Here is a 26,334-nt window from a genome sequence, read left to right on the forward strand (position 1 = left end):
TTTATTTACCGGATGAGGTCGCTATGTCTCTGTCAATTACGCGTGAAAATTTCGATGAATGGATGATGCCGGTTTACGCTCCGGCGGCTTTTATTCCGGTTCGCGGGGAAGGCTCACGCCTGTGGGATCAGCAGGGTAAAGAGTATATCGACTTTGCCGGGGGGATTGCGGTGAATGCGCTGGGTCATGCCCATCCGGCGCTGCGTCAGGCGCTGAATGACCAGGCGGCGAAGTTCTGGCATACCGGCAACGGCTTTACCAACGAGCCCGCACTGCGCCTGGCGAAAAAGCTGATTGACGCGACCTTCGCTGAAAAAGTCTTTTTCTGTAACTCCGGCGCGGAAGCCAACGAAGCGGCGCTGAAGCTGGCCCGCAAATATGCCCACGACAAGTTTGGGACGCACAAGAGCGGGATTGTGGCGTTTAAAAATGCTTTCCACGGGCGCACGCTCTTTACCGTGAGCGCGGGCGGCCAGCCTTCGTATTCGCAGGATTTCGCTCCGCTGCCGCCGGATATTCGCCACGGCATTTATAACGATCTTCAGTCCGCCAGCGAGCTGATTAACGACACCACCTGCGCGGTGATTGTCGAACCAATGCAGGGCGAGGGCGGCGTGCTTCCGGCGCAAAAGGCATTCCTGCAGGGGCTGCGCGAGCTGTGCGACCGTCACGACGCGGTCCTGATTTTCGACGAAGTGCAGACCGGCGTGGGCCGCACCGGCGAGCTGTATGCCTATATGCACTACGGCGTGACGCCGGACGTTCTCTCTACCGCCAAAGCGCTGGGCGGCGGCTTCCCGATTGGCGCGACGCTGACCACCGATAAATTCGCCAGCGTGATGACCGTGGGCTCCCACGGCACCACCTACGGCGGCAACCCGCTGGCCACCGCCGTCGCCGGACAGGTTCTCGACATCATTAACACCCCTGAGGTGCTGAAGGGCGTTAAGCAGCGTCACGAGTGGTTCGTTGAGCGCCTGAACGCCATCAACGGTAAGCTTGACCTGTTTAAAGAAATTCGCGGCCTGGGGCTGTTGATCGGCTGCGAGCTCACGGCTGAGTTTGCCGGAAAAGCGAAGCTTATTTCACAGGAAGCGGCAAAAGCGGGCGTAATGGTGCTGATTGCCGGTGCCAACGTGGTGCGTTTTGCCCCTGCGCTGATTGTCAGCGAGGAAGAGGTGCAAACCGGTCTGGATCGTTTTGCGCTGGCGTGTGAGAAGGTGAAATCCGGGGTGTCATCATGATGGTCATCCGTCCCGTTGAGCGCGGCGATATTGCCGGGCTCATGCAGCTTGCCGGTAAGACGGGAGGCGGGCTGACCTCGCTTCCTGCCGATGAAAAAACGCTGTCGGCGCGCATTGAGCGCGCCCTGCAAACCTGGCAGGGGACGTTGCCAAAAAGCGAACAGGGTTACGTGTTCGTGCTGGAAGACACCGAAACGGGGAGCGTGGCCGGGATCTGCGCCATTGAAGTGGCCGTCGGGCTTAACGACCCGTGGTACAACTACCGCGTCGGCACCATGGTTCACGCCTCGAAAGAGCTGAACGTCTATAACGCGCTGCCCACGCTGTTTCTCTGCAATGACCACACGGGCGCCAGCGAGCTCTGTACGCTGTTCCTCGACCCGGCATGGCGCAAAGAGGGCAACGGCTATCTGCTCTCCAAATCGCGCTTTATGTTTATGGCCGCTTTCCGCGATCGCTTTAACGAAAAAGTGGTGGCAGAGATGCGCGGCGTGATCGACGACAAAGGCTACTCGCCCTTCTGGGAGAGCCTGGGCGAGCGCTTCTTCTCGATGGAGTTCAGCCGGGCGGACTATCTCTGCGGCACCGGCCAGAAAGCGTTTATCGCGGAGCTGATGCCGAAGCATCCTATCTATACCCATTTCCTCAGCCCGGAAGCACAGGCGGTGATCGGCGAAGTGCATCCGCAAACCGCGCCCGCCCGCGCGGTGCTGGAGAAAGAAGGGTTCCGCTACCGCAACTATGTCGACATCTTTGACGGTGGACCCACGCTTGAGTGCGATATCGACCGCGTGCGCGCCATCCGTAAAAGCCGCCTGGTTGAGGTATCCGAAGGCCAGCCCGCGCCGGGCGACTGGCCGGCATGCCTGGTGGCGAACGAAAATTACGCCAACTTCCGCGCCATGCTGGTGCGGACCAACCCGAAATGTGAACGTCTGGTGCTGACGGCTGCAGAGCTGGATGCCCTGAAATGTAACGCCGGCGATACGGTTCGCCTGGTGCGTCTCTGCCCTGAGGAGAAAACAGCATGACATCATGGATTAACGGTGACTGGGTAACGGGCGAAGGCGAACAGCGCGTAAAAACCAATCCAGTTGGAAAAGAGGTGCTGTGGAAGGGAAATGACGCCAGCGTCGCGCAAGTCGAGCAGGCCTGCCGTTCCGCACGACACGCGTTTCCCGCGTGGGCGAAACGGCCATTCGCCGAGCGCCAGGCGCTTATTGAAAAATTTGCCGGACTGCTTGAGGCCAACAAGGCCGAGCTGACGCGTATCATCGCGTCCGAAACCAGCAAACCGCGCTGGGAAGCGGCGACCGAAGTGACGGCGATGATCAATAAAATCGCCATTTCGGTTAAGGCGTACCACACCCGCACCGGCGAGCAGCATACCGAGATGCCGGATGGCGCGGCCACGCTGCGCCACCGTCCGCACGGCGTGCTGGCGGTGTTTGGCCCGTATAACTTCCCTGGGCATCTGCCGAATGGTCACATTGTGCCCGCGCTGCTGGCGGGCAATACCGTCATCTTCAAACCGAGCGAGCTTACGCCGTTAACCGGCGAGGCAGTGGTGAAGTTGTGGGAGCAGGCCGGGCTGCCGCCGGGCGTGCTGAACCTCGTGCAGGGCGGGAGGGAAACCGGTCAGGCGCTGAGCGCGCTGAGCGATATCGACGGCCTGCTGTTTACCGGCAGCGCCGGAACGGGCTATCAGCTGCACCGCCAGCTGGCGGGGCAGCCGGAGAAAATTCTGGCGCTGGAGATGGGCGGCAACAATCCGCTAATTGTCGAAGATCCTGACGATATCGATGCCGCGGTGCACCTGACGATCCAGTCCGCCTTTATTACCGCCGGACAGCGCTGCACCTGCGCCCGCCGCCTGCTGGTCAAACGCGGCGCGCAGGGGGATGCCTTCCTGAAGCGTCTGGTAGAGGTGAGCGCGCGGCTGGTGCCTGCCGCGTGGGATGCCGATCCGCAGCCGTTTATCGGCGGGCTGATCTCCGAACAGGCCGCGCTGAACGTGCTCAACGCCTGGCAGGACCACGTTGCACGCGGGGCGAAAACCCTGCTCGAGCCGAAGCAGGTTCAGCCGGGTACCTCGCTGCTGACGCCGGGCATCGTTGAGATGAGCGGGGCGAGCAACGTGCCGGATGAAGAGGTCTTTGGCCCGCTGCTGTGCGTCTGGCGTTACGACGATTTTGATGAGGCGATTGCGATGGCCAATAACACCCGCTACGGCCTGTCGAGCGGGCTGATTTCGCCGCATCGCGAGAAGTTTGATCGGCTGCTGCTGGAAGCGCGTGCCGGGATCGTGAACTGGAATAAACCGCTGACCGGGGCGGCGAGCACCGCGCCGTTCGGCGGCGTGGGCGCCTCGGGCAATCATCGCGCCAGCGCCTGGTATGCCGCCGATTACTGCGCGTGGCCGATGGCGAGCCTGGAAACCCCGGCGCTGACGCTGCCGGAGACGCTTAATCCGGGGCTCGATTTTACGAAGGGAGAAGGCCATGAAAGCGCGTGAAGTCAACTTTGACGGGCTGGTGGGGCTGACGCACCACTATGCCGGTCTCTCCTTTGGTAATGAAGCCTCGACGAAGCACCGCTTTCAGGTCTCCAACCCGAAGCTGGCGGCGAAGCAGGGGCTGCTAAAAATGAAGGCGCTGGCGGATGCTGGCTTCCCGCAGGCGGTGATCCCGCCGCAGGAACGCCCTAACGTGGCGGTGCTGCGCCAGCTAGGATTTAGCGGTACGGACGAGCAGGTCGTCGAAAAAGCGGGTACGCAGACACCGCATTTGCTCTCTGCGGCAAGCTCTGCCTCTTCAATGTGGGTGGCCAACGCGGCCACCATCGCGCCGTCAGCCGATACGCTGGATGGTAAAGTCCATCTGACGGTGGCGAACCTGAATAATAAGTTTCATCGCGCCACCGAAGCGGACACCACCGAGCGCGTGCTGCGCGCTATTTTCAAGCATGACGCCCATTTTGAGATCCATCAGGCCCTGCCGCAGGTGGCGATGTTTGGCGACGAAGGCGCGGCCAACCATAACCGGCTGGGTGGCGATTACGGCGATCCCGCCGTGCAGCTGTTTATCTACGGGCGGGAAGAGGGCGGCCACGCCGCGCCAACCCGTTATCCAGCGCGTCAGACGCTCGCGGCCAGCCAGGCGGTTGCGCGCCTGAACCAGGTCAATCCTTCCCAGGTGATTTTTGCCCAGCAGAACCCGCACGTGATCGACCAGGGCGTGTTCCATAACGACGTGATTGCCGTGTCCAACCGCCAGGTGCTGTTCTGCCATGAGCAGGCCTTTGCCCATCAGGATAAGCTGCTCGCCACGCTGCACGAACGCGTGCCCGGCTTTATGCCGATCCAGGTGCCAACGCAGGCGGTCAGCGTGCAGGACGCGGTCGAAACCTATCTGTTCAACAGCCAGCTGCTGAGCCGCGATGACGGCAGCATGATGCTGGTGCTGCCGCAGGAGTCCCGGGATCATCGGGGCGTGTGGCGCTACCTCACCGAACTGGTGAAGGCCGATAACCCGATTGACGAGCTGCGCGTGTTTGACCTGCGCGAAAGCATGGCTAACGGCGGTGGCCCCGCCTGTCTGCGCCTGCGGGTCGTGTTAACGCCAAATGAAATACAGGCCGTTAACCCGGCAGTCATGATGAATGAGACGCTCTTTAACACCCTGAACGACTGGGTGGACCGCTACTATCGCGACCGGTTAACGCAGGCCGATCTGGTTGACCCGCAGCTGCTGCGCGAAGGGCGCGAGGCGCTGGACGCGTTATCGTCAATCCTGCAGCTGGGCTCGGTTTACCCGTTCCAGCGCTAAAGGAGTGGATATGGAAAATTTACTGGCGCTGACCCTGGCCGATGAAACGCCGGACCAGAGTGAGGGGGAAGGCCCCTCATTCCGCTGGCGGTGGCTGGGGCGCGGGGTGCTTGAGCTGACGCCGAAGGCCAGCAGCGAGCTATCGCTGCTGCTTTCCACGGGGATCCACGGGAATGAAACCGCACCCGTTGAGATCGTCGATGGGCTGCTGCGCGCGCTGTATCGCGGCGAGATATCCCTTGCGTGCCGCGTGCTGGTGGTGCTTGGCAATCCGCCTGCGCTGGCGCAAAACAAACGGTATCTGGTCAGCGACATTAACCGCATGTTCGGCGGTCGCTGGTCGCAGTTTCCGCAGAGTGACGAAACGGCGCGCGCGCAGTGGCTGGAGAACGTCGTGACGACGTTTTTTGCCGCGGCGGGACCGGCGCGCTGGCATCTGGATCTGCATACGGCGATCCGCGCCTCTTACCATGTCAGATTCGGCGTTCTGCCGCAGCGCAATCAGCCGTGGGATGAAGCGTTTCTGAGCTGGCTGGGGGATGCCGGGCTGGAGGCGCTGGTGTTTCATCAGTCGCCGGGCGGGACCTTTACTCACTTCACTTGCGAAAGGTTTGGCGCGCTGTCCTGTACGCTCGAGCTGGGAAAAGCGCTACCGTTCGGACAGAACGATCTCACGCGCTTTGCGCCAACGGAGCTCGCGCTTCGGGCGCTGCTCGGTGGGACGGCTACCGAGCACGCACATCAGCCCGTTGAGCGGTACCGGGTCGTACAGCAGATCACCCGCCGCAGCGAGGCTTTCCAGCTTCACATGGCCGCGCACACCCTGAACTTCACGCCGTTTCGCAAAGGGGCTCTGCTGGCGGAAGATGGCGAAGAGCGTTACGAGGTGCAGAAAACCACCGAATATGTGCTGTTCCCCAACCCCTCCGTAGCGTTTGGCCTGCGGGCCGGTCTGATGCTGGAAAAACTCACCTGAACCTTTCCCCTCTCACCATCCGGGAGGGGAAGTAAATATGTTTTCTTAGCGATTAAAGCGCTCTGATTTCTTTTACGGAATATTCCTGGCGAATTGCTTTATTATTCACCGTCACTTCGTTATACTTCTGCTAAATATCTTTAAAATCATCGTATTGAATATTTCTTGTTGCAACTCTCCACGCTTTATCCTTATTTCCTCCACATTTGGCGAAAAATTGTTTTTTACACTTTCATTGTTTTACCGTTGCTCTGATTAATTGACGATAAACCCCGTAAAGTTAATCTCGTCAACACGGCATAGCGCCGAAGAATAACTGAAAGAAAGGAAATAAATTATGCGTAAGTTTACTGCACTGTTTGTTGCTTCTACCCTGGCTCTGGGCGCTACCAGCATGGCGTTCGCCGCAGATACCGCAACCACCACCGCCGCGCCAGCTGAAGGCAAAATGATGATGCATCATAAAGGCAAGCCGGGTATGCACCACGAGATGATGATGTTCAAAGATTTGAACCTGACGGACGCGCAGAAGCAGCAGATCCGCGACATCATGAAAAGCCAGCGTGACCAGATGAAGCGTCCTCCGCTGGAAGAGCGCCGCGCAATGCATGACATTATTGCCAGCGACAGCTTCGATAAGGCGAAAGCCGAAGCGCAGATCGACAAAATGGCCGAGCAGCACAAAGCCCGCATGCTGGCCCACATGGAAACCCAGAACAAGATCTACAACATTCTGACCCCGGAACAGAAAAAACAGTTTAATGCCAATTTTGAGAAGCGTCTGACAGAACGTCCGGCGATGGAAGGTAAAATGCCAGCACCAACCGAATAATCGGTTCACTCTCTTAAGACCGCCGGGATCCTGTCCACAAAAGCGAAATCGCTGTGGACAGGACCGGCGGTTTTTCTATTCTGCCCTCTTGCCTGCCGCCGCCAGCGCGGTATTCTCCTGTAGTCGCTTCAGAGAATGTCTGTAGAGTCATGGCGTTAGCATTTTTATTAACGTTCCGCTAAGGCCTGCCCGCTCTACTGCCGATACTGTGTCTGTGAATACCTAACGATAACAAACAAGACTGCAGGGGTAGCGATATCCTTGCCCTGGCACGGGTTGTGCCATTCAGGAGTGGTGATGGAGTTCTTTGATATTCGTAAGATGCCGGTCAGCCTCTGGCGCAATGGTGCCGGCGAAACGCGAGAAATTTGCTGTATCCCTCCCGCGACGCGCGATTTTTTCTGGCGTGCCAGTATTGCGACCATCGCCAGCAACGGCGAATTCTCCTCGTTTCCCGGTGTCGACCGGGTCATTACCCTGCTGGAAGGCGGGGAGGTGACGCTGGATGCCGGTCAGGCGTTCTGCCATACCCTTAAACAGCATCAGCCTTACAGTTTTGCCGGCGATTTGCCGGTGAAGGCGCTGCTTTCCGATGGCAGGATGGCGATGGATTTCAACATCATGACCCGGCGCGACTGCTGTCAGGCGAAGGTGCGGGTTGCCGATCGTACTTTTACCACCTTTGGTTCGCGCGGGGGCGTGGTGTTTGTATTAAGCGGGGCGTGGCAATTGGGTGATAAATTGCTCACGGCCGATCAGGGCGCCAGTTGGCAGGAGGGGACCCATACTCTGCGTCTGCTGGAGTCTCAGGGCACCCTGCTGTTCAGTGAAATTAACTGGCTGCCGGGTCACTGAGCGCGATGATCTCGAACTTGCCCGCTAATACGGGCTTGCAGAGGATTTTGTAGCCGTCGTGGTCGAATCCCGCGGGGGTGCGCAGCAGGGTTGCCGCGTCGCTTAAATCATCGACAGCCCCCAGCCAGAGCCAGTTATTGACGATGTGATACTGCGTCATGGTTTCACCCACTTCTTTTAGCGCAACGGCGCCGTCCCACGGCCAGCAGTTGACGCTGATCCCGGCCAGGCCCGCGAGGAGCCGGGCGTGATGCGCCTCAACGCTCTCTTTTCCGCAGCAGGCGCCCGCGCAGCGCTTCAGAGCGGAGCGGAAACAGGCGCGGCCCCGCGTGGTGCCCTCTAGCCCTAAAAGGCTATAGCAAAGCTGCAGCTCGTCCGCGAGCGCCTGCAGAGACTGCAGGGCGGCACGCTTGTTTGCGAACAGCCCGAAGAGATTCGGGGCGTGGGAGAAATCGACCTCGCGGGCGTAGACGACCTGCGGCTTGCCGTCGGCGATCTGCAGGGAGCAGAGCTGGCGGTTGCGGCGCAGGCGCTTATTGAAGAGCGGCTGCTGCTCTTTTATCAGCCGGGCTTCCAGCAACAGCGCGCCCATTTCTCCCGCCGTCTGGAACCAGGTAATGCGTCGCGACTGGCGCAGCATGGCGGCCTCGTCCGGGGTGCGCAGGTGGGATAACACCCGGCTGCGAATGTTAACGCTTTTGCCGATGTAGAGCGGCAGGGTCTCGCTTTCACCGTGAAAGATGTACACGCCCGGCTGTTTGGGCAGCGCCTCAAGCCAGGGGCGAAGATGTTCGGGATATTCATAGATAGCCGCCGCTTCAAACTCAAGACGCGGGGCTGATTGACGCCTGCTCACATACTGCTCCATATACTGTTCAGGTATACAGTGTAGCAGGTGTGCTGTGGTTAAAAAAGAGCCGGGTAGCGTGATGCCCTCTCCCTAAAGGGGAGAGGGAGCAAAGATTAACGTTTTGCGTTTATTTCCAGAAATCGTCAAACACCGTAATTGGCGTGTGGCGCTTGTGCTCGGTTTTCAGGTACCAGCCCTCGATAATTTTCGCGGTACCTTCATCCAGCGTTTTGCCTTCCAGATAATCATCAATGTTGTCATAGGTGACGCCAAGGGCCGCTTCATCCGGCAGGGAAGGGCGATCGTCTTCCAGATCCGCTGTTGGCGCTTTCTTGTACAGTTGCTCAGGGCAGCCCAGCGCGGCGAGCAGCTGCTTGCCCTGACGCTTGTTGAGACGGAAAATCGGGTTGATGTCGGTGCCGCCATCGCCGTATTTGGTGAAGAAACCGGTGATCGCTTCTGCCGCATGGTCGGTGCCTACCACAACGCCTTTGGTCATCCCGGCGATGCTGTACTGCGCTTTCATGCGCTCGCGCGCTTTCTCGTTGCCGCGCACAAAATCACTCAATTCAATGCCCGCTTCGCGCAGCGCCTGCTCGCTTGCCAGCACTGAGGCTTTGATATTGACGGTAAGCACGCGATCGGGCTGGATGAACGCGATGGCGTCCTGGCAATCCTGTTCGTCCGCCTGAACCCCGTAAGGCAGACGCACGGCGATAAACTGCAGCGCTTCGTCGCCCGTCTCTTCACGAAGCTCTGAAATCGCCATCTGGCAGAGTTTACCCGTCAGGGTAGAGTCCTGCCCGCCGCTGATGCCCAGCACCAGGGATTTCAGGAAAGCGTTCTTTTTTAAGTACGACTTTAAAAAATCCACGCTGCGGCGGATCTCTTCCTGTGCATCTATCGCAGGCTTAGCGCCCAGCGCCTGAATAATCTCTTGTTGCAGAGCCATCATGCCCTCCGTATGCAGAACATAAACAGAATGTGTTAACTGTTAAAACTAACCCTTTGGGCGGAAAACGACAAGGATCACAGTTTCGAGTGCGTTAATTTGCGGCGATTTAGCAGCTTATCGTTGTTTTATTAGAATTTTCCGAAATTCGTCTGGCGTAAATCACAAAGTTGAACAATAGTACTTTTTATCCCATGCTTAGATAACACGCTGATAAACAAGAGGACGGAATATGAACAAGAACGTAGCAGGAATTCTTAGCGCAGCGGCGGTACTGACGATGCTGGCAGGGTGTACGGCTTACGATCGCACCAAGGATCAGTTTACCCAGCCCGTGGTTAAAGACGTTAAAAAAGGGATGACACGTTCGCAGGTGGCTGCGATCGCCGGCAAGCCTTCTTCTGAAGTGACCATGATTCACGCGCGCGGTACGTGTCAGACTTATATCCTGGGTCAACGTGATGGTAAGGCAGAAACCTACTTCGTCGCGCTGGATGATACCGGACATGTGATTAACTCCGGCTATCAGACCTGTGCTGAATACGACACCGATCCGCAGGCACCTAAGGCGCAGTAACCCTGCTTGCCTGAAGATGTTAACAAACCGGCCTCTGGGCCGGTTTTTTTATTCATACGTTAATCTTATTTCTTTGCGCGAATTATTTGCCTGAAATGTGAAGGTAGTCAACAAGCCAGGTCAATGAGAGACAATTTAGGCCTATCCAGAATTATCTCCCCTCTGTACCATTGCGTATACTCACTTCAACGATAAACAACAGTACGCAAGCTACCTGTCTGCCGGGACAGCGAGTCGAGTTATAGCGCGACGGCAGGTAGTCATACAAGAGGGAAATTATGATGGAAAAGAAACATATCTACCTGTTCTGCTCAGCGGGCATGTCAACCTCGCTTCTGGTGTCAAAGATGCGCGCGCAGGCTGAAAAGTATGAAGTTCCTGTGGTGATTGAAGCGTTTCCGGAAACGCTGGCGGGCGAAAAAGGCCAGAAAGCCGATGTGGTGTTACTGGGGCCGCAAATTGCCTATATGTTGCCCGAAATTCAACGACTGCTACCGAATAAACCGGTCGAAGTGATCGACTCGGGGCTGTACGGCAAGATCGATGGTTTAGGTGTACTTAAAGCTGCTGTGGCAGCCATTAAAAAAGCTGCTAATTAATTTTTATTTTTCCCGTCAAAGAGTTATTTCACACACAATTACGCCGTAACATGCGTTACGGCATTTAAGGGTATTTTCCTATGAGTAAAGTCATCGCTTCACTTGAAAAGGTACTCCTTCCTTTTGCTGTTAAAATAGGAAAGCAGCCTCACGTTAATGCCATCAAAAACGGTTTTATTAAATTAATGCCGTTGACGCTGGCCGGGGCCATGTTCGTTTTAATTAACAACGTTTTTCTGAGCTTTGGTGAAGGTTCCTTCTTTTATTCATTAGGAATTCGGTTAGACGCTTCCACTATTGAAACCCTTAATGGTTTTAAAGCCATCGGCGGCAACGTATATAACGGTACGTTGGGTATTATGTCGCTGATGGCGCCTTTCTTTATTGGGATGGCGCTGGCTGAAGAGCGGAAAGTGGATCCGCTGGCCGCCGGATTATTATCCGTTGCCGCGTTTATGACCGTCACGCCTTACAGCGTGGGTGAAGCCTACGCCGTTGGCGCAAACTGGCTGGGCGGAGCCAACATCATCTCCGGTATTGTTATCGGCCTGGTGGTGGCAGAAATGTTCACCTTTATTATCCGTCGCAACTGGGTTATCCGACTGCCGGATAGCGTGCCGGCCTCCGTTTCTCGTTCATTTTCCGCGTTGATCCCAGGCTTCATTATCCTCTCCATCATGGGGATTATCGCCTGGGCGCTCTCTCACTGGGGCACGAACTTCCACCAGATCATCATGGACTCTATCTCTACGCCGCTGGCGTCGATGGGTGGCGTGGTCGGTTGGGCGTATGTGATTTTCACCTCTCTGCTGTGGTTCTTCGGCGTGCACGGTTCACTGGCACTGGCCGCGCTGGACAGCGGAATTATGACCCCATGGGCACTGGAAAACGTTGCGCTTTACCAGCAGTACGGCTCCGTTGACGCGGCGCTGGCGGCAGGTAAAACCTTCCATGTGTGGGCGAAGCCGATGCTTGACTCCTATATCTTCCTGGGTGGTACCGGGGCGACCCTGGGTCTGATCATCGCGGTCTTTATTGTCTCTCGTCGCGCTGACTATCGTCAGGTGGCGAAACTGGCCCTGCCATCAGGCATCTTCCAGATTAACGAGCCGATTCTGTTCGGTCTGCCAATTATCATGAACCCGGTAATGTTTATCCCGTTCATCCTGGTGCAGCCGCTGCTGGCAGCGATCACCCTGACGGCTTACTACATGGGTATTATTCCACCGATCACCAACATTGCTCCGTGGACCATGCCGGCAGGTCTGGGCGCCTTCTTTAACACCAACGGTAGCGTCGCGGCCTTCCTGCTGGCGATATTCAACCTCGGGATTGCTACCCTGCTGTACATGCCGTTCGTGGCGATTGCGAACAAAGCTGCCACCATCATTGATGAAGAAGAGAGCGAAGAGGAAATTGCCCTCTCACTGAAATTCTAAGATTGACCGGCGCGGGGAAGCCCGCGCCAGCCACAAGGAGCTAAAACATGTTAGATTTGGATAGTATCGTCGCAGACGAAGCCGCAGAGAACGATCTCGAAGAAGTGGTGATGGGCCTTATCATCAACTCCGGGCAGGCGCGCAGCCTGGCGTATGCCGCACTGAAGCAGGCCAAGCAGGGCGATTTCGCCGCCGCGAAAACCATGATGGAGCAGTCCCGCACGGCGCTGAACGAAGCGCACCTGGTGCAGACAAAGCTAATTGAAAGCGACCAGGGCGAAGGGAAGATGAAGGTCAGCTTGGTGCTGGTACACGCTCAGGATCACCTGATGACGTCCATGCTGGCGCGTGAGCTGGTGGCGGAGTTGATTGAGCTTCACGAGAAAATGCACTAGGTCGGATTGAGCAGCAGGAGGTCAGCACGATGGAAATCAAAACCGCATTTGAACAGCAACTGTTTAATGGCAAAAATTTTCACGTAGTTATCTACAACAAGACGGAGAGCGCCAGCGGTCTGCACCAGCATGACTACTATGAGTTCACGATTGTTCTGACCGGCCGCTACTACCAGGAGATCAACGGTAAGCGCGTCCTGCTGGAGCGAGGGGATTTTGTCTTCCTGCCGATGGGTTCCTATCACCAGAGCTTTTACGAATTTGGCGCGACCCGCATTCTGAACGTGGGCGTCAGCAGACGCTTCTTTGAGAAGCACTATCTGCCGCTGGTGCCGTTCTGCTTTGTGGCGTCCCAGGTATATCGTGTGAAAAACGAGTTCATGACCTGGATTGAAACGGTCATCGCCTCGCTTAACTTCCGCGACAATGAGTTTGATGAATTTATTGAAACGGTGACCTTCTACGTGATGAACCGGTTGCGGCATCACCGTGAAGAGCAGCAGGTGACGGATGATGTTCCACAGTGGCTGCGCAGCACCGTGGAACTGATGCACGATAAAGGCCAGTTCAGCGAAAATGCACTGGAAAATATGGTATCCCTCTCGGGGAAATCCCAGGAATATCTGACCCGCGCGACGCAGCGTTATTATCGTAAAACGCCGGTGCAAATAATTAATGAAATCCGCATTAATTTTGCCAAAAAACAGCTGGAGATTACCAACTATTCTGTCACCGATATTGCCTATGAGTCAGGATATAGCAGTCCCAGCCTGTTTATTAAAACTTTTAAGAAGTTGACCTCATTCACACCGAACAGCTACCGGAAGAATTTAACGGTAATTAATTAACTTTCGGCGGATTACCCGCCATAAATATTGCTTTAATGGCTTGCCCAAATAGCGGGAAGAGTACGCTATACCTTGCAGGCGATTAACCTGATACGCTAAGGGAGATATTATGCAAAAGAAATTAAAAGTCGTAACCATTGGTGGCGGCAGCAGCTATACCCCAGAATTACTCGAAGGTTTTCTGAAACGTTATCATGAATTACCGGTCAGCGAATTATGGCTGGTGGACGTTGAGGAAGGTCAGGAGAAGCTGGATATTATTTTCGACCTGTGCAAGCGCATGGTTGAGAAAGCGGGCGTGCCTATGACCGTGCATAAATCCCTCGATCGTCGCCTGGCGCTGAAAGATGCGGATTTCGTTACCACTCAGCTGCGCGTCGGCCAGCTAAAAGCGCGCGAGCTGGACGAGCGTATTCCGCTGAGCCACGGCTACCTGGGGCAGGAGACCAACGGCGCGGGCGGTCTGTTCAAAGGCCTGCGTACCATTCCGGTGATTTTCGACATCGTCAAAGATGTGCAAGAGATCTGCCCGAACGCGTGGGTGATTAACTTCACTAACCCGGCCGGAATGGTGACCGAGGCGGTTTATCGTCATACCAATTTCAAACGCTTTATCGGCGTCTGTAATATCCCGATCGGCATGAAGATGTTTATCCGCGACGTGCTGGAGCTGACCGATAGTGACGATCTCTCAATCGATCTGTTCGGCCTGAACCACATGGTGTTCATTAAAGACGTCATCGTGAACGGAAAATCGCGCTTTGCCGAACTGCTCGACGGCGTGGCTTCCGGTCGCCTGACCGCGGCCTCCGTGAAGAACATCTTTGACCTGCCGTTCAGCGAAGGGCTGATCCGCTCGCTGAATCTGCTGCCGTGCTCGTACCTGCTTTACTACTTCAAGCAGAAAGAGATGCTGGCTATCGAAATGGGCGAGTACTATAAGGGCGGCGCGCGTGCGCAAATCGTTCAGAAAGTTGAGAAGCAGCTGTTCGATTTATATAAAGATCCGAACCTGAACGTCAAACCGAAAGCGCTTGAGCAGCGCGGTGGGGCCTATTACTCCGATGCAGCGTGTGAAGTGATCAACGCCATCTACAACGACAAGCAGGCGGAGCACTATGTTAACGTGCCGCATCACGGCCATATCGACAATATCCCGGCTGACTGGGCCGTCGAGATGACCTGCATTCTGGGGCGCGAGGGGGCTAAACCGCATCCACGTATCACCCACTTCGACGACAAAGTTATGGGCCTGATCCACACCATCAAAGGCTTTGAAGTGGCGGCGAGCAATGCGGCGCTGAGCGGTGAACTCAATGACGTGCTTCTGGCGCTGAACCTCAGCCCGCTGGTGCATTCCGACCGCGATGCGGAGCAGCTGGCCAGCGAGATGATCCTGGCGCATGAAAAATGGTTGCCGAACTTTGCCGCCACGATTGAGAAGCTGAAGTTCAAACAACACTGAGAGGACGCGCAATGGAAAACCTGCTGATCGTTAATGCTGATGACTTTGGCCTTTCGAAAGGCCAGAACTACGGCATTATTGAAGCCTGTCGCCGCGGGGTAGTGACCTCTACAACGGCACTGGTGAACGGTGAGGCGGTTGAACACGCGGCGCAGCTGAGCCGCGAGGTGCCAGAGCTGGGTGTCGGCATGCATTTTGTGCTGACGCTCGGGATGCCGCTTTCGCCCATGCCGGGCCTGACGCGTGACGGTCTGCTGGGGAAATGGATTTGGGAGCTGGCGGAGCAGGACGCTCTGCCCCTCGAAGAGATTGCCCGTGAGCTGGACTGCCAGTACAACCGCTTTGTTGATCTTTTTGGCAAGGCGCCGACGCATATCGACAGCCACCATCATGTGCACATGATCCCGGCGATTTTCCCGATTGTTGCGGCGTTTGCCCAACGCAAAGGCGTGGCGATGCGCGTGGATCGTGAGGCGCAGGGCGTGCCGGACTGTGCCGTGACAACAACTGAGGGGTTCAGCAGCGCCTTTTACGGTGACGAGATCGACGAAGCGCTGTTCCTGAAGGTGCTGGATGATTCTGCCGCGCGGGGGCAACGGTCGCTGGAGGTTATGGCGCATCCTGCCTTTGTCGATAACACCGTGCGTAAGAGCGCCTATTGCTGGCCTCGCCTGGCGGAGCTGGATGTCCTGACGTCGCCGTCGCTGAAGTATGCGATTGCCGAGCGTGGGTATCGGTTGGGGACATTTGGGGATCTGTAAGAAGTGCCGGGTGGCGCGGTAAAAGCAAAACGGTAACCTGGGTTACCGTTTTTATTGTTTTCTCCCTCTCCCGTGGGAGAGGGGCGTGGTGAGGGCATCAGGCCGCACAACCGGGAATGGTTTTTACGCCGGAATCTGATCGATCTTACTGCTGCGCGACCAGACGCGGTGCGCGGCGAGCAAATCAAACAGCTTCGTCATAAAGGCATCGTCAACGTTATCGCCCTCGACAATGCCGTCCTCACCCTGATCGGCCACCTTCAGCTGTGCTTTAAACTGACGCGCGTCGCCGGATAGCGCGATCGGCTTCAGGTGCTTATAAGCTTCCAGCAGATAATAGATGGCATCACCGTTGTTGAGCAGGCTGGCAATATCCCCGCACGGCACAATCACCGCATCGACGGTCAGCGACGGCGCGCCGGCAAAGGTCGCCGCGACCGGCAGCACGGAGCCGTCATCGGCGGTCACTTCACCCATGCGGGAATAGAGCAGTTTGGCGTGTACGCCCTGGGTTTTTAGCGCCTGCATAATCCCCAGCACGTCGCTGGCGCGGGTTTTGTCGTTCAGCAGGATCGCGACCACGCGGCCTTTAATCGAGCCTCCAGGCACCGCATACAGGCTCAGCGATGGATCTTTCTTCACGCCGTTAACCTCTTTCGGCGGCGCAAGGTTGCGCTGTTCGTCCGTTAGCGTGATGCCAAGGTTATCCGCCACGCTCTGGGCAAGCTGAATATCAATGTGCGCCAGCTGATCGACCACGCGCTCGCGGATGTAGGTGCGCACCACTTTGCTCAGTTCGAAGCTAAAGCCGCCGATGATGTGCTGTTGCTCAATCGGCGTCTGGCTGTTCCAGAACAGGCGAGGGTGGGCGTAATACTCACCGAACGAGGGGCTGCGCTCGCGAATTTTGTTGCCGTCGATACGCTCCTGGTACGATTCGAATCCGCCGCGTTTCGGCCCCGGCGGGGTTTCTCGCGGCCAGTTGTCGTTGATGGAGTTCGGCTCATAGTTTGCCGGGTTGGTATCAATATCCTGACGGTGCATCCCGTCGCGCTGGAAGTTATGGTACGGGCAGGTTGGGCGGTTAATCGGGATCTCGTGGAAGTTCGGCCCGCCAAGACGGCTAATCTGCGTATCGGTATACGAGAACAGACGTCCCTGTAAGAGCGGATCGTTGGTGAAATCTAGTCCGGGGACGATGTGGCCCGGGTGGAACGCGGCCTGCTCGTTTTCGGCAAAGAAATTATCCGGATTGCGGTTAAGCACCATTTTCCCCACCAGCTGAACGGGCACCAGCTCCTCAGGAATGAGTTTTGTCGGGTCAAGCAGGTCGAAATCGAACTTAAACTCGTCTTCTTCCGGGATCAGCTGTAAGCCCAGTTCATATTCCGGGAAGTCACCCGCTTCAATGGATTCCCACAGTTCGCGGCGATGGAAGTCCGGATCGCGCCCGGTGAGCTTCTGCGCCTCATCCCATACCAGCGAGGCTTTGCCCGCTACCGGCTTCCAGTGAAAGCGCACAAACGTGGCTTTTCCTTCCGCGTTGATCATGCGGAAGGTATGAATACCGAACCCTTCCATCGTGCGATAGCTGCGCGGGATCCCACGGTCGGACATCGCCCACATCACGTTGTGTAAGGTTTCAGGCTGCAGGGAGACATAGTCCCAGAAGGTATCGTGCGCACTTTGTCCCTGGGGTATGGCCCAGTGGGGCTCCGGTTTTACCGCATGGACAAAGTCAGGAAATTTATGCGCATCCTGAATGAAAAACACCGGGGTGTTATTGCCCACCAGATCGAAAATACCCTCTTCGGTATAAAACTTGGTGGCAAAGCCGCGGATATCACGCACCGTATCTGCCGAACCTGCGCCACCCTGCACGGTGGAGAAACGCACAAAGACCGGCGTGATTTTATCCGGGTCGGAGAGGAAATCCGCTTTGGTGATCGCTTTCAGGCTTTTATAGGGCTGGAAGTAGCCGTGCGCCGCAGAACCGCGCGCGTGAACGATGCGTTCCGGAATTCGCTCGTGGTCAAAATGGGTAATTTTTTCCCGCAGGATGAAATCTTCCAGCAGGGTTGGCCCGCGCGCGCCTGCGCGAAGGGAGTTTTGATCGTCAGCAATGCGCACGCCCTGATTGGTGGTGAGTGCAAAACCTTCGCCGCCTTTACGGTGTGGCTCAAGCGATTTCAGCTTCTCGTTTCCGGTGTCCGGCGATTTCATGCTTCCCGGCGCGGTTGGTTGTTCGCCAGGGGCTGATGGGCCCGGCGAGGGGCGGTGAGAGCCGTCAGCAGGGGCGAGAGAGTCCATACCCGGTTGAGATTCTTCAGTGCCATGAATCGGTGATTGATGTGATTTATCTTTGTTCGACATTGCACGCTTCTCCTTTATCCATTGCTAAAAACCCTATTAAGGATAGAACAATGTCGTGAGATAGCTCGCTAACTAAGCGTTTTTCACATGACGTTATTAACGAAAGGAGCCATCTCACCCACTCGGAGCGCGACGTAAGGCAGCAGGATCGGCTATCATAGAATTTTCCTGCTTCAAGAATTTGCTTTAGTGAATCCGTCGCTTATGAAACCTCTTCGTCAACAAAACCGCCAGGTTATTAGCTATGTGCCCCGCGTTGAGCCCGCGCCGCCTGACCATGCCCTGAAAGTGGATGGTTTTCGTGATGTCTGGCTGCTTCGCGGTAAATATGTGGCTTTTGTCCTGATGGGGGAACATTTCCGCCGGTCGCCGGCGTTTTCCGTGCCGGAGTCAGCCCAGCGATGGGCGACGCAAATCCGCCAGGATGAAGAGGTTGAAGAATAACAGCCATAAAAAAACCGCCATCAGGCGGTTTTTTTATTTCTATCGAGATTAACGGTGCGCCAGCTCGGCGTCGTCTTCACTTTCCAGAATGGTTTTGTCGGTCTGCTTCAGCCACTGGCTGGTCAGCGTACCGGCAGTCATGGAGCCGCTCACGTTCAGCGCGGTACGGCCCATGTCGATCAGCGGTTCAACGGAGATCAGCAGGGCGACCAGCGTGACGGGCAGGCCCAGCGCGGGCAGCACAATCAGCGCGGCGAAGGTTGCACCGCCGCCGACACCTGCAACGCCGGCGGAGCTGATGGTAACAATCCCGACCAGCGTGGCGATCCAGACCGGATCCAGCGGGTTGATACCCACGGTTGGGGCAACCATCACCGCCAGCATCGCCGGGTAGAGCCCCGCACAGCCGTTCTGACCGATGGTAGCACCAAAGGAGGCAGAGAAGCTGGCGATAGATTCCGGCACGCCCAGACGACGGGTCTGTGCTTCAACGTTCAGCGGAATAGACGCTGCGCTGGAACGGCTGGTGAAGGCAAAGGTCAGTACCGGCCATACTTTGCGGAAGTATTTCAGCGGGCTGACGCCGTTCACGCCCAGCAGGATACCGTGCACCACGAACATAATGCCCAGGCCCAGATAAGAGGCGACAACGAAGCTGCCCAGCTTAATGATGTCCTGCAGGTTAGAGCCGGCTACCACTTTGGTCATCAGTGCCAGAACGCCGTATGGCGTCAGCTGCATGACCAGACGGACCAGCTTCATCACCCAGCTTTGCAGGGTATCAATCGCCGTCAGCACGCGTTCGCCTTTCGGCGCGTCGTCTTTCAGCAGCTTAAGCGCAGCCACGCCCAGGAATGCCGCGAAGATCACCACGCTGATGATAGAGGTTGGGCTTGCACCGGTCAGGTCAGCAAACGGGTTCTTCGGAATGAAGGAGAGGACCATCTGCGGAACCGTCAGATCAGCCACTTTACCCACGTAGTTGGTTTGAATTGCGGTCAGACGCGCCGTTTCAGCGGTACCCTGAACCAGACCTTCGGCCGTCAGGCCAAACAGGTTGGTAACCAGCACCCCCACCAGCGCGGCAATCAGCGTGGTAAAGAGCAGCGTACCAATGGTCAGAAAGCTGATTTTACCCAGCTGAGTTGCGTTGTGCAGACGGGCTACGGCGCTCAGAATAGAGGCGAACACCAGCGGCATAACGATCATCTGCAGCAGCTGGACGTAGCCGTTACCGACAATGTTGAACCACTGAATGGACTCTTTCAGTACCGGACTATCGGAGCCGTAGACGGCGTGTAAGGCCAGACCAAACACCACACCCATGACCAGACCGACCAGTACTTTTTTCGCCAGGCTCCACTGTTTGTGGCGCGCCTGCGCGAGAAGCAATAGTAATACGACGAACACGACTATGTTCGCGATGAGTGGAAAATTCATCCCCGTTCTCCTGATTTATTATGTGGGATCGGTTTTTCCCGATCCTGTTGGCGGAAGGTTAGCAGAAGTGTGATGTGGCGCTTATATCCAAATGGAATGGTTTATGACAAATGGAATGATTTTGTTGGTTTACTGTTCAATCTGGTGATGAATAAAACGATTGAACTGAAATTGCAGCGAATTGATCATCTGGGAAGACCAGCGCACTGCACTGTTTTCGGGCAAGGTTTGCGGCATCCAGACGGCGTAGGCGAACAGCGCCATGCACAGCACGCGTTCAAGCTGATTCCCTTTCTGCGGCGCAAGGATCGGAAAACGGAAACGCCAGCGGCAGGGCCAAAGCAACGGCACGCCCGCGGGCGTCAGCATATCGGCGAGGATATGGCTTAAATAACCCAGCACCATGCCCTGAATGGCATCGCCCGGCACTATCCAGCTTTCAGGGACTTTTAAATAGAAAAGCGTGAGCAGGCCAAAAACGGCCAGCAGGCTGTGGGTAAACCCGCGGTGGCCGAACGCGCGGGCGATGGGCTTCGACACCCACTTCAGGCGCTGTCCGAGGAAGGATTTTGGGTGGTCAATATCGGGCAGCAGACAGGTTAAAACGGCAGAAGGGACAATATGCCACCAGTCTCCCTGTGCAAGCACGGGAGTAAGTTCTGCGTTTTTGGCAAATACTGCGCACGCAATTGAAAAAAGCAGGTGGCCTTCCGCCGTCATGATAAAACCCACGAAACTGTCAATTTATACAGTATAGGGTTTTTATACAGTGGACGAAAGAGGTGACGGTGTAACTGTTTGTCACAAAGGCGCCTCAGCGCGCCAGCCAGCCGCCATCGACGGCTAAGGTGTGACCATTCACGTAATCTGATGCGGGGGAGGCTAAAAAGACGACCGGCCCCTGAAGGTCATCCGGTACTCCCCATCGACCCGCCGGGATGCGGTCAAGGATCTCCGCGTTACGCTGTTCGTTATCGCGCAGCTGCTGCGTGTTGTTCGTCGCCATGTAGCCCGGCGCGATGGCATTCACGTTGATGCCATGTAGCGCCCACTCATTTGCCAGCAGGCGCGTGATCCCCAGTACGCCGCTTTTCGAGGCGGTATACGACGGCACGCGAATGCCGCCCTGAAAGGAGAGCATAGAGGCGATATTGATAATTTTGCCGCCCTGGCCCTGGGTGATAAATCGCTTAGCGACCGCCTGAGAGAGGAAAAAGAGCGACTTGAGATTCAGGTTCATAACGTCATCCCAGTCTTTTTCGCTGAACGTCAGAGCCTCCTCCCGTCGAATCGTCCCGGCATTGTTCACCAGAATATCAATTCGTCCCATCTCCGCCACGGCGGTGTCCACGACGTACTGAAGATTTTCCTGCTGGCTCAGATCGGCCCGAATAGCCACAAAACGTCTTCCCAGGGCGGTGACGGCGCTGGCCGTTTTCTCTGGAGCTTTGCGATTTACCCCAACGATATCGCAACCTGCCTGCGCCAGCGCAATAGCCATGCCTTGCCCCAGCCCGGTATCGCACCCGGTGATGAGGGCCACTTTGCCTGAAAGAGTAAAGGTGTCCAGTATCATACGCGCCTCAGAAGCTGGTTATCGTCGTGTTGACGTTAAAGATAGGAGGCAGGGATGAGAAAAGCAAACAAAATGAAACTGTGTTTTGTTTTTATCAGGCAGCATGACGCTGCCTGTAGGAGGGGCGCTATTCGCCGCGCAGGTGTTGTACCGTCAGTTCAGCCAGCGAATTCAGCTTAACGTCGGCAAGAGCATACCGGGGATCGTGGCGGTTTTCTTCATCGGGAACCACAATGGAGCGCATACGCGCGGCTTTGGAGGCCACCATGCCGTTTACTGAATCTTCCAGCGCGACGCAGGTAAGCGGATCAAGACCCAGCTTCGCGGCGCAGTCCATATAGACCTGCGGATGCGGCTTGCTGTAGGGCAGTTTTTCCGCAGACGCCAGGGCGTCAAAACTGTCGCGCAGCTCAAACATGATCAGCACTTTTTCCAGCATATGCAGCGGTGAAGCGGAAGCCAGGCCAACCTTCAGCCCCTGAGACTTGCACAGCGCGACAGCCTCATGTACGCCCGGCAAGAGCGGCTTGTTCTCCTCCACCAGCGCGATGGCGCGGCTGATAATACGCGAGGTGACTTCGTCGCGATCGGGCCCAACCCACGGCTGTTGGGCGTACCACAGGTCAACGACCATATCAATACGCAGGCCCAGCGTGTCGGGAAGTTCATTACGGCGACTGATATCAACGCCCAGGCTGGCCATCACGTCCAGCTCGGCGCGATCCCACAACGGCTCGGAATCAATCAGTAATCCATCCATGTCAAAAATAGCGGCAAGTATCTGGCGCGGTGTCGACATCACAACGTCTCCTTATCCAGGTGTTCGACAGACGATAAGTGCTAAGCACAGTCTGCAATTTAGCATATTGCTTTTAAAGAGCGGGCGAAATTGATGTCCAGCAGGTAGACTTAGGCTCAAATCACGCGTCTTTATGAAGAGGAACTGATGACGTATCAACAAGCTGGACGCATTGCTGTCTTAAAACGTATTGCAGGCTGGGTGATTTTTATTCCTGCCGTCATTTCTACGCTGATATCCGTGCTGAAGTTTATGTACGATCACAGCGAAAAACAGCCGGGCATTAATGCGGTAATGCTTGATTTTGCGCATGTCATGATTGAGATGGTGCGGTTTAACACCCCGTTCCTGAACGTCTTCTGGTTCAACTCGCCAACGCCGGACTTTCACCAGCAGCTGAATATTGGGTTCTGGATTATCTATGCGCTGATTTTTATTGCGATGGCGCTGCAGGCATCGGGCGCACGAATGAGTCGCCAGACCCGTTTTTTACGGGAAGGGGTGGAAGATCAGCTTATCCTTGAGAAGGCGAAAGGTCCTGAAGGAATGAGCCGGGAGCAGATTGAATCCCGCATTGTGGTGCCTCGTCACACCATTTTCCTGCAAATTTTCCCGCTCTATATCCTGCCGGTTATCATCATCGTGGCGGGATATTTCTTCTTCTCACTGCTCGGTTTTCTGTAACGAATTAGGGTGGCGGCAAGGCCACCCGTTTTGTCTTTAAGCCGCAAGCACGCGTTCAAGCGCGCGCTGGGCGTTGACCAGATGTTGCCCGCCAAAAAGAATGGCTCGGTTCATCAGCGTATAGAGCTGATACACGGGCTGGCGCTCAAGGAAGTCCGGCGGCAGGGGGGAGACAGACTGATACCCATCGTATATTTGCGGCGGTTGTTCGGGATGCAGGGGCAACATGGCCAAATCGCACTCTCTGTCGCCCCAGTAGCAGGCCGGGTCGAAGATATACGGGCCGTTGGGGCCCAGCGCGCAGTTATCGGACCATAAATCACCGTGCAGCAAAGACGCCTGAGGCTGGTGGGAGGCCAGGCGCTGTTGCACATGCTCGACGATGGCATCAATATTGCCAAATTCCAGCCCTTTCTCTGCGGCCAGTTCAAGCTGCCATCCGATGCGCTGCTCGGCAAAGAACGTCGACCAGCGGCGCTGCCAGGCATTGGGCTGCGGCGTGGTGGAAAGGTCGTTGTCGAAGTCGAGACCAAACTGGGGCTGGTCGCTCCACTGGTGCAGACGCGCTAACTGTTGCCCGAGAATAAAGGCATTATGGGCGTCCAACGGGCGGGCAGGGAGATAGTCCATCACCAGAAAGCTGTAGTCCCGGTCACTGCCCACGGCCAGCACCTCAGGTACCGTCACCGTTTTACTGCGGGACAACAGTTCAAGCTGATCGGCTTCAGCGGTAAAAATCGGGAGCAGCTCTCGCTCGTCGCATTTAACGAACAGATCGCGTCCTGCGTAGCGTAAATGCCACGCGGCGTGAATTTCCCCGCCCGGCAGCTCGTTACGCAGTTCAATTTCACCTTCACCCAATTGCTCATGTAAAAGATGACTGATAGCCTGCCACATGTTGACTCTCCCATGTTGTCTGCCAGATCATAAAGTTAGCGCATAACTGCGGTAAAAAAATACGAACTAACGCACACCTGAGCGGATTAATTTCATGCAGGGCACTTATTGTTCTTTTTTCTGCCAGCGTTCCCACGTCTCCACGGTGATGTCGGCAGGCTTGTCGGTCACGCTTTCCACCAGGCTGGCGGCCAGCGCATGCACCTCTTCTTCACTCAGGGCTGCGATCAGGCCAAACGCCAGGGTGCCTAAATCATGAATATGACCTTCGTCATCCGTTAGCGTGAGCAGGAAATTCGCCCGTGTAAAGGCATTGTTGAGCTCGTTAAGCTCGGTCAGCGATGCTTCATGAAGGCTGATGGTCACGACGTAGCGGGTGATATCACCACTGCTCATAATTCACCTCGTTGTTATCCTGAAAGTTTTTTTAGCATAGTCGATACGCCATATTTGGCGACTTCCACAGATATTCCCCCTCCGTCAGGAGGGGGATATATCGGTTAGCTTCGTGACAGGTAATCGACGATTTTCTGCGTATCGGCAAGCGAACACAGGCGCGTTCCCTGATTGATGGTGGCGGCACTCCCCGCCGCGACGCCATAGCGCGTCATCTCCAGAAGTGATGCGCCCTGCGCCAGCTTCAGCGCCATCGCGCCGACCATACTGTCGCCTGCGCCGACGGTGCTCTGGCTCTTCATTGGGGGCGGAACAACCTGCACAAAGCCCGTCTTGTCGACGGCCAGCGCACCCTGAGGACCGAGAGAGACGACAACGCGGTGCGCTTTGCCGCTGCGAACCAGTTCTTCTGCGGCAGTACGCACGTCATCCGGCTGGCTAAGTTCGCGATTAACAAGCGCACTCAGCTCTTTCTGGTTAGGCTTAACGAGCTCAAGCTGTCCGGGTTCTAATGCCGCCTGCAGGGCTTCGCCTGAACTGTCGACAATGCAGCGAATGCCGCGCTGAAGTACGGCATCAACCAGTGCTGTCAGCTTTTCTGTTTTGACGCCTGGCGGCAGGCTACCGCTGATGACCAGCAGCGAGCCGCTTTCAATGGTTAGCACCTTCTCTTCCAGCTGACGAAACTCATCATCGCTCAGCCTGGCGCCTGGCATAACGAAACGATACTGTTCCCCGCTGGACTCAACGTGGACATGCAGGTTCTGCCGGGTCCAGTCTTTGGCGTCAACGGTATCCACGGCAACCTGTTCATCGGCCAGCAAGGCAACAAGATGCTCCCCCGTTGCACCACCGGCCGGAAAGATGGCAGTCGCTTTACCACCGAGGTGGGTAATCGCGCGCGCAACGTTAATCCCGCCACCGCCCGGCTCAAATACGGGTGCGCTACAGCGTAGTTTACCTTCCGGGTAAATCTGCGGCGTTATGGTCGCGGAGTCGAGGGAAGGGGAGAGCGTCAGCGTATAAATAGAAGCCATCATAACCTCCTTTTAGCATGGGTTCTTTTAAGCCTGGCACCGATCGACAGGAAGGCAATGTAAATAACAGTATGATTTTAAAAATGAATGCTGACATAAATGCGATGAGGGATATATAAAATAAAACGTTTTTTGGGATCGTTCTTATTCAAAAAATGAAATAAGAAATCATTGCTATGTTATTTGCGCCTTTTTATAATTTGTTACCTTTCTCTGGACGCCTTGTCATTGATCCTCAAGAAAGATTCCGGGACCGTGTGGTCTCTTTTTTTGTTGTACGGACTCCTTAATAAAATGAAGCTTTTAAAGACAGTGCCCGCTGCACTGATGCTGGCGGGTGGCGTGTTTGCGGCTATGAACGCGACCGCCGATGATTCCGTTTTTACTGTCATGGACGATCCTTCCACCGCGAAAAAACCGTTCGAAGGTAACCTGAATGCCGGGTACCTGGCACAATCCGGTAACACCAAAAGCTCTTCTCTGACGGCGGACAGTACGCTCACCTGGTACGGTAATACCACCGCCTGGTCTCTGTGGGGGAATGCCAGCAATACGTCCGCTAATGACGAACGTTCTTCCGAGAAATATGCGGTAGGCGGACGTAGCCGTTACAACATGACCGACTATGATTACCTGTTTGGTCAGGCAAGCTGGTTAACCGACCGTTACAATGGCTATCGCCAGCGCGATGTGTTCACCGCGGGTTATGGTCGCCAGTTCCTGAACGGTCCGGTACACAGCCTCCGTTTTGAATTCGGTCCAGGTGTGCGTTACGACGAGTACACCAATGGCGATACCAAAACCCAACCGCTCGGTTACGCTTCCGGCACCTATGCCTGGCAGATGACTGACAACACCAAATTTACCCAGGGTGTTTCCGTATTTGGTGCCGACGACACGACGCTGAACTCTGAGTCGGCGCTGAACGTGGCCATCAACGAACACTTTGGTCTGAAAGTCGCCTACAACGTGACCTGGAACTCTTCACCACCTGAATCTGCACCGGATCACACCGACCGCAGAACCACGGTTTCACTGGGTTATAGAATGTAATGAAAACGGGCCGAT

Annotated in this window: 27 protein-coding genes; 17 read left to right on the forward strand and 10 right to left on the reverse strand. The window is 56.0% G+C overall.

The window, feature by feature from the left end:
- Positions 1 to 23: 23 nt before the first annotated feature.
- From IM271_RS16275 to ves, 7 genes are all read left to right on the forward strand, one after another.
- Positions 24 to 1,244, forward strand: a complete 1,221-nt coding sequence (locus tag IM271_RS16275; RefSeq protein WP_193052870.1) for an aspartate aminotransferase family protein — start codon at positions 24 to 26, stop codon at positions 1,242 to 1,244.
- The gene (astA, locus tag IM271_RS16280) at positions 1,241 to 2,275 is read left to right on the forward strand and encodes an arginine N-succinyltransferase (protein WP_193052871.1); all 1,035 of its coding nucleotides are present in this window, start codon (positions 1,241 to 1,243) and stop codon (positions 2,273 to 2,275) included. Before IM271_RS16275 ends, astA begins: the two co-directional genes overlap by 4 nt.
- The gene (gene astD, locus IM271_RS16285; protein WP_193052872.1) at positions 2,272 to 3,759 is read left to right on the forward strand and encodes a succinylglutamate-semialdehyde dehydrogenase; all 1,488 of its coding nucleotides are present in this window, start codon (positions 2,272 to 2,274) and stop codon (positions 3,757 to 3,759) included. Before astA ends, astD begins: the two co-directional genes overlap by 4 nt.
- Positions 3,746 to 5,071 carry an N-succinylarginine dihydrolase gene (gene astB, locus IM271_RS16290; protein WP_193052873.1) on the forward strand — a complete coding sequence of 442 codons (1,326 nt, stop codon included), beginning with the start codon at positions 3,746 to 3,748 and terminating at the stop codon, positions 5,069 to 5,071. Before astD ends, astB begins: the two co-directional genes overlap by 14 nt.
- Positions 5,072 to 5,081: 10 nt before the next feature.
- On the forward strand, positions 5,082 to 6,047 hold the full coding sequence (gene astE / locus IM271_RS16295; protein WP_193052874.1) for a succinylglutamate desuccinylase: 966 nt from the start codon (positions 5,082 to 5,084) through the stop codon (positions 6,045 to 6,047).
- A 337-nt stretch (positions 6,048 to 6,384) separates the two neighbouring features.
- Positions 6,385 to 6,879 (forward strand): ATP-independent periplasmic protein-refolding chaperone Spy, encoded by a 495-nt coding sequence (gene spy, locus IM271_RS16300; protein WP_028012795.1) that lies wholly within the window; start codon positions 6,385 to 6,387, stop codon positions 6,877 to 6,879.
- Positions 6,880 to 7,176: 297 nt separating this feature from the next.
- The gene (gene ves / locus IM271_RS16305; RefSeq protein WP_045261590.1) at positions 7,177 to 7,734 is read left to right on the forward strand and encodes an environmental stress-induced protein Ves; all 558 of its coding nucleotides are present in this window, start codon (positions 7,177 to 7,179) and stop codon (positions 7,732 to 7,734) included.
- On the opposite strand, the gene cho is transcribed toward ves, so the two are convergent.
- A complete protein-coding gene (gene cho, locus IM271_RS16310) occupies positions 7,712 to 8,590 on the reverse strand; it encodes an excinuclease Cho (RefSeq protein WP_032644984.1) in 879 nt (292 codons plus the stop codon). The genes ves and cho overlap by 23 nt on opposite strands.
- A 121-nt stretch (positions 8,591 to 8,711) precedes the next feature.
- The gene (gene nadE, locus IM271_RS16315) at positions 8,712 to 9,536 is read right to left on the reverse strand and encodes an ammonia-dependent NAD(+) synthetase (RefSeq protein WP_193052891.1); all 825 of its coding nucleotides are present in this window, start codon (positions 9,534 to 9,536) and stop codon (positions 8,712 to 8,714) included.
- 232 nt (positions 9,537 to 9,768) lie between these two features.
- Between nadE and osmE the strand changes: the two genes are divergently transcribed.
- From osmE to chbG, 7 genes are all read left to right on the forward strand, one after another.
- Positions 9,769 to 10,113 (forward strand): osmotically-inducible lipoprotein OsmE, encoded by a 345-nt coding sequence (osmE, locus tag IM271_RS16320; protein ID WP_003857836.1) that lies wholly within the window; start codon positions 9,769 to 9,771, stop codon positions 10,111 to 10,113.
- A gap of 281 nt (positions 10,114 to 10,394) precedes the next feature.
- Positions 10,395 to 10,712 (forward strand): PTS N,N'-diacetylchitobiose transporter subunit IIB, encoded by a 318-nt coding sequence (gene chbB / locus IM271_RS16325; RefSeq protein WP_014883474.1) that lies wholly within the window; start codon positions 10,395 to 10,397, stop codon positions 10,710 to 10,712.
- An 80-nt stretch (positions 10,713 to 10,792) separates the two neighbouring features.
- Positions 10,793 to 12,151 carry a PTS N,N'-diacetylchitobiose transporter subunit IIC gene (gene chbC / locus IM271_RS16330; RefSeq protein ID WP_028012799.1) on the forward strand — a complete coding sequence of 453 codons (1,359 nt, stop codon included), beginning with the start codon at positions 10,793 to 10,795 and terminating at the stop codon, positions 12,149 to 12,151.
- A 47-nt stretch (positions 12,152 to 12,198) separates the two neighbouring features.
- Positions 12,199 to 12,546 carry a PTS N,N'-diacetylchitobiose transporter subunit IIA gene (gene chbA / locus IM271_RS16335; protein ID WP_028012800.1) on the forward strand — a complete coding sequence of 116 codons (348 nt, stop codon included), beginning with the start codon at positions 12,199 to 12,201 and terminating at the stop codon, positions 12,544 to 12,546.
- A gap of 5 nt (positions 12,547 to 12,551) precedes the next feature.
- Positions 12,552 to 13,394 (forward strand): transcriptional regulator ChbR, encoded by an 843-nt coding sequence (gene chbR / locus IM271_RS16340; RefSeq protein ID WP_028012801.1) that lies wholly within the window; start codon positions 12,552 to 12,554, stop codon positions 13,392 to 13,394.
- Positions 13,395 to 13,503: 109 nt separating this feature from the next.
- Positions 13,504 to 14,859, forward strand: a complete 1,356-nt coding sequence (locus IM271_RS16345; protein WP_028012802.1) for a 6-phospho-beta-glucosidase — start codon at positions 13,504 to 13,506, stop codon at positions 14,857 to 14,859.
- Positions 14,860 to 14,870: 11 nt separating this feature from the next.
- Entirely contained in the window at positions 14,871 to 15,620 is a 750-nt protein-coding gene (gene chbG, locus IM271_RS16350) for a chitin disaccharide deacetylase (protein WP_028012803.1), read from the forward strand.
- 123 nt (positions 15,621 to 15,743) lie between these two features.
- Here the strand turns inward: chbG and katE are convergent, their stop codons facing one another.
- Positions 15,744 to 17,993 carry a catalase HPII gene (katE, locus tag IM271_RS16355; protein ID WP_049000718.1) on the reverse strand — a complete coding sequence of 750 codons (2,250 nt, stop codon included), beginning with the start codon at positions 17,991 to 17,993 and terminating at the stop codon, positions 15,744 to 15,746.
- Positions 17,994 to 18,161: 168 nt separating this feature from the next.
- On the opposite strand from katE, the gene cedA reads away from it, so the two are divergent.
- Positions 18,162 to 18,437 (forward strand): cell division activator CedA, encoded by a 276-nt coding sequence (gene cedA / locus IM271_RS16360; protein WP_223239595.1) that lies wholly within the window; start codon positions 18,162 to 18,164, stop codon positions 18,435 to 18,437.
- A gap of 48 nt (positions 18,438 to 18,485) precedes the next feature.
- Here the strand turns inward: cedA and tcyP are convergent, their stop codons facing one another.
- The 4 genes from tcyP to hxpB all read right to left on the reverse strand — a co-directional run bounded on the left by tcyP (position 18,486) and on the right by hxpB (position 22,252).
- Complete coding sequence (tcyP, locus tag IM271_RS16365; RefSeq protein ID WP_193052875.1) at positions 18,486 to 19,877, reverse strand: cystine/sulfocysteine:cation symporter; 1,392 nt, start codon at positions 19,875 to 19,877, stop codon at positions 18,486 to 18,488.
- A 129-nt stretch (positions 19,878 to 20,006) separates the two neighbouring features.
- Positions 20,007 to 20,597 (reverse strand): metal-dependent hydrolase, encoded by a 591-nt coding sequence (locus IM271_RS16370; RefSeq protein ID WP_032644865.1) that lies wholly within the window; start codon positions 20,595 to 20,597, stop codon positions 20,007 to 20,009.
- 94 nt (positions 20,598 to 20,691) lie between these two features.
- Positions 20,692 to 21,453, reverse strand: a complete 762-nt coding sequence (gene kduD, locus IM271_RS16375; protein WP_041910455.1) for a 2-dehydro-3-deoxy-D-gluconate 5-dehydrogenase KduD — start codon at positions 21,451 to 21,453, stop codon at positions 20,692 to 20,694.
- 127 nt (positions 21,454 to 21,580) lie between these two features.
- A complete protein-coding gene (gene hxpB, locus IM271_RS16380; RefSeq protein ID WP_028012808.1) occupies positions 21,581 to 22,252 on the reverse strand; it encodes a hexitol phosphatase HxpB in 672 nt (223 codons plus the stop codon).
- 147 nt (positions 22,253 to 22,399) lie between these two features.
- On the opposite strand from hxpB, the gene IM271_RS16385 reads away from it, so the two are divergent.
- On the forward strand, positions 22,400 to 22,936 hold the full coding sequence (locus IM271_RS16385) for a YniB family protein (RefSeq protein WP_049000725.1): 537 nt from the start codon (positions 22,400 to 22,402) through the stop codon (positions 22,934 to 22,936).
- A 36-nt stretch (positions 22,937 to 22,972) separates the two neighbouring features.
- Here IM271_RS16385 and IM271_RS16390 read toward each other — a convergent pair whose 3' ends face one another.
- The 3 genes from IM271_RS16390 to pfkB form a co-directional block, all read right to left on the reverse strand.
- Positions 22,973 to 23,833, reverse strand: a complete 861-nt coding sequence (locus IM271_RS16390) for a fructosamine kinase family protein (protein WP_041910453.1) — start codon at positions 23,831 to 23,833, stop codon at positions 22,973 to 22,975.
- A gap of 105 nt (positions 23,834 to 23,938) precedes the next feature.
- Positions 23,939 to 24,229: a type V toxin-antitoxin system endoribonuclease antitoxin GhoS gene (ghoS, locus tag IM271_RS16395; protein WP_028012811.1), complete on the reverse strand. Its 291-nt coding sequence runs from the start codon at positions 24,227 to 24,229 to the stop codon at positions 23,939 to 23,941.
- A gap of 104 nt (positions 24,230 to 24,333) precedes the next feature.
- Positions 24,334 to 25,266 (reverse strand): 6-phosphofructokinase II, encoded by a 933-nt coding sequence (pfkB, locus tag IM271_RS16400; RefSeq protein WP_041910452.1) that lies wholly within the window; start codon positions 25,264 to 25,266, stop codon positions 24,334 to 24,336.
- A gap of 294 nt (positions 25,267 to 25,560) precedes the next feature.
- On the opposite strand from pfkB, the gene IM271_RS16405 reads away from it, so the two are divergent.
- The gene (locus IM271_RS16405) at positions 25,561 to 26,319 is read left to right on the forward strand and encodes a YdiY family protein (RefSeq protein ID WP_045261584.1); all 759 of its coding nucleotides are present in this window, start codon (positions 25,561 to 25,563) and stop codon (positions 26,317 to 26,319) included.
- Positions 26,320 to 26,334: the final 15 nt, after the last annotated feature.

Source organism: Enterobacter cloacae complex sp. I3 (assembly GCF_014896175.1).
GTDB classification, from domain to species: Bacteria; Pseudomonadota; Gammaproteobacteria; order Enterobacterales; family Enterobacteriaceae; genus Enterobacter; species Enterobacter bugandensis.